Source organism: Roseibium sp. RKSG952, assembly GCF_009711355.1.
In genome coordinates this window covers 1-3633 of the sequence record NZ_SMMF01000667.1, presented here as the reverse complement: position 1 = coordinate 3633, position 3633 = coordinate 1, and the positions used below count along the sequence as shown (strand labels likewise).

Below are 3633 nucleotides of genomic sequence, written 5' to 3'. Positions count from 1 at the left end.
GCAGCGAACAACCTCGACGTGCTGAAGCACACCCTTTCCCATCAGCGTTTGCCTTCCTGGACACCGGACACACGAGTACCGTCAGCTGTAATCGGCTTCTGATGGCTGGTTTGATCCGGACCAGAGGTTGGCATTTCATCGCCCGGTAATGTCATCGGGTCCTCCAACGAAAAAGTCCGAGCTACGATCCGTGGCAGTCCGCACTATGTAAATTCCGGTAGCCGCTGGTTTCCTCCGGCTCGACAGTGTCTGTCATCGGCTTGCCGGAGTACGTTGTTCGGGTTTTGCCGATTTGGCCCGCGCACGGGCACCGGGCGGGTTGAGGCCGATTGTCTTCTTCTGGTGTCTCCGGAGGACCTCAAGGTCGTGTCCGAGAAGATTTTTACGAAAAGGTCGGTTGAGATGGTGGCCGCCTGACCGAATTTTGACTTCAGCGAAGGCCGGGAATGCCAAACCCTCCGGGTTCCTCGTCGGAGTGCTCATATGGTTCTCCGGTTTCCGTCACTTGCTTGGCATCCTTGAACCATAGTCTTTCGTTCTTCGGTGTCAGCACGGCGGGGCCGTGAGGATTGTCAATGCGTCCGTTCGAGGTCTTGATCACGACAAGTGAGCCGTCCCTTCCCTGTCTAACACCATGTGTATCGGGGTCGTATTCGAAGTCCGGTGTGTCGGTGTCGAAGAGAACTGCTCTTTGAAAGCTTCCTAGGACCTGGTCCCTGTTCATCCATCTGGAAGCGTTCCGTCGGTCTCCGACCGCCTCTAGGATCTTCCCGTCCTCGTTCCAGACAACCGAAGCCCCTCCGTGCTCCTTGAAATCCCAGATAGCGGCGGATTTGCCTTCGTTATCGAGAAGAACCGCTTTTGGGAGTTCGGTGTCATGCTTACCGAGGCGCATCAGGATCACGTCCCCCTCACCTCTCATTCGCTCCTCCTTGAAAGCGGAAAGGGCGACCAGGGCATCGCTTAGTTTCTTGCGGTCGCAAACGATGACTTTCAAGGTCCCAGATATCATGCCGCTGACGGCGTGGAGAACACCGCCGTCAGCGTTCTTGTTCATGTGCTTTAGTATTCTGCGGGCCTCGCGATTGGTTGCGAAGGCGATGGCGAGATCACCCACGGCACAGCCGCGTCTTACGAACTTTGCGACGGCGCAGCGAACGGCGACCTGTGATTTCGCGAGCCAGGCGAGAGCGCCGTCCTTGATGGTGTCCTCGATCTTCTCCTTGAGGAAGTTGACAGCAGCAACCGCAGCGACGAGTCCCGCCCCTGTGCCGATATAAGCCTTCAGGGCATCGATGTCCGGGTCGAGGGAGAAGGCGTTCCCGAGATAGAAGATGCCCGTGGTCGCGGCGGCCGCCGCAGCATTCTTTACGAGCTTACCGGTCATGCGATCGATCCGGAACGGCATATTGCCCGGCCCGATCTTGGTTTTCTTCAAGTTGTTGCCGGAGACCACCGCCAGACGCGTTCGGTCCGGCAGGTGATTTTCCGCGATCTTGTAGGTCGGCGTGAGGTTGGCCTCATGGAAGTCGCAACTGATGACGGTCGCTCCGGTCCAGTCTGCGTTCTTGAGATTCGCGTCGCGAAATCTTGCAGACCGCATGTTTGCGCCGACGAAGGACGCGGCGGACATGGCGGCGTCGGAAAAATCGGCTCCGTTGAGCGTCGCCCCGTTGAAACGCGAGTAGCTCAGGATCGCTCCCTCCATGGAGGTCCTGCGATTGGAGCGTTCTGAATTGAGTCTGGAAAGATCGGCGTTGGAGAAATCCGAACGGGTCGACTTGAAACCGCTCGCCTTCACGCCGCGCATGATCGCGCCCGAGAAATTCGCTTTCTCGGCGATCGTTCCCCGCAGGTCGGCTCCGGAAAGGTTAGCGCCTCGAAAGTCTCCGCCGGACAGGTCGCAATGCCATAGCCTCTGTCCGGACAGGTCCGCACCTGCCATCGAAACGCCGGCATTAACGAGTCTGACGATGAGCTCGCGCTTCGTCGAGGCCTCTCCCGAATGGAGTTCGTTGCCCTCGATATCCTTGATGATCCAGTTCTTCATGCTGTTCTCCTTAATTCAATTAAGCGGCGGAGCGTGCATTGATCAAGGATTCGATGTCGTTCATTTGGCATTCAGGTTGTTTCGCGGCATTATGGATGGAATTCAATAAGGAAGGCAGGTATCCTCATGTTCATTCGTGCGACGGCGGCGATCTTGATGGCTTCGGTTCTGGCGGGATGCGTCAGCGACGGGGGACCCAGCAGGGAGACCCTCGGGGCCGTGACGGGCGTTGTCGCGGGTGCGGCTATCGGCAGCGCCTTCGGCGAGGGCAGCGGCAAGGCGGCTGCCATCGCAGGTGGCGCAATCCTCGGCGGGTTCGCCGGATCCTACATCGGCAAGTCCCTGGACGACGATGCCCGCGCCCGGCACGATGCCGCCTGGCAGGATGCCATGTACGACGGTCGAACCACGAGCTGGAGCGCTGCGAACGGAAGAAGCCGGGGGACGATCAACGTCGGCAAGGAGGACGTCTCTAGGAAGTATCATCAGAACGGCGTTCCCGAGGTCCGTCTTTGTCGGGATTACGTTTCGGAGATCGTCGTGGATGGCCGCAACGAGCGCATGAAAGGACGTGCGTGCCGAGGTGAGGACGGATTCTGGCATCCGACCGAACATGGCTAACGGGTAGTTTGGGAAATCGGTATTGAAGGTTCCATCGGATCTGCTTCGGAAGTACCGCTCTGCAAGGTAAAGGGTGTCACACCTGAAGTTCGGACTCAGGCATTAGAGTTTCGAAGTTTAAATGACTGAATTTGCGGATAAAAAATAACGCCCTGTTTGGTGCCGGCTCTTAACCTAAATGTAGGCGCTTGAAACTAGCGGGATGAATGTTGACATCTTCCCCGCCCTGAAGGACGGGGAGCTGTCACACTTTACGCCCACATTTAGGTTTTAGGTTAAGGGCTGCTCTTTGGTGTGGGGCCTTTTTTCGATGACGCACCTATTCGCCAAACAAAGGCGACCGGTTCCGAGGTAGTGTGTGCGGTGCGTGACGGTCTTCAAGAGAAATTCAACTTCCTCGACCAGCATACTGAAGATCCAAAGTCGACAGGTCGTGCGCCGCTTGAAAAAATCCGTACCTCGGATTAAAAGGATTCATGCGCGAACAAACTACGCACCGGTTTCAATCAACGTTCGAGGGTATTGAATGCCAAATAACGGTAAGTTAACTCTTGAATTCGAGATCTCTGACATCCCAATGTTGGTCGATGCCATGAGTCTCGCCTCGGCGACGGCACTGATGTACGGCGGACGGAACAACGGCATTTGCGACCGATTCCGGATGTTTCAGGAAATACTCGAAGAGCATTCCCCTATACCGGGAAAGTATCGGAACGAGGGATACGAGTGGTATCTGGCCTGTATGCTCGCCCAGCGCGCGAAGAACGTTGAAGTCGCGTTCCTAGTTCCCGAAAGCCGTCGAAGCTTTTTAGGATCCCTCGAGGGGCGCGTTTCGATCATCATCGACGGGAAGACCTTCCCTGTTACCGAGCAGCTCAAGCAAGAGGAGGCTCCGGAGATCATGTCAAACGTCGTCAATGCGCTCGAGGCGATGATTCTTCAACATATTGCCTGACAAACCT

3 protein-coding genes are annotated in these 3633 nt (G+C 56.6%); 2 read left to right on the top strand and 1 reads right to left on the bottom strand.

The features are described from left to right. Positions 1-430: 430 nt before the first annotated feature. Complete coding sequence (locus tag E1297_RS03540; RefSeq protein WP_155133958.1) at positions 431-2050, bottom strand: pentapeptide repeat-containing protein; 1620 nt, start codon at positions 2048-2050, stop codon at positions 431-433. Positions 2051-2176: 126 nt separating this feature from the next. On the opposite strand from E1297_RS03540, the gene E1297_RS03535 reads away from it, so the two are divergent. Both E1297_RS03535 and E1297_RS03530 read left to right on the top strand, forming a co-directional pair. Beyond that, entirely contained in the window at positions 2177-2671 is a 495-nt protein-coding gene (locus tag E1297_RS03535) for a glycine zipper 2TM domain-containing protein (protein WP_155133955.1), read from the top strand. Between the two features lie 526 nt (positions 2672-3197). After that, complete coding sequence (locus E1297_RS03530; RefSeq protein WP_155133952.1) at positions 3198-3626, top strand: hypothetical protein; 429 nt, start codon at positions 3198-3200, stop codon at positions 3624-3626. Positions 3627-3633 lie beyond the last annotated feature (7 nt).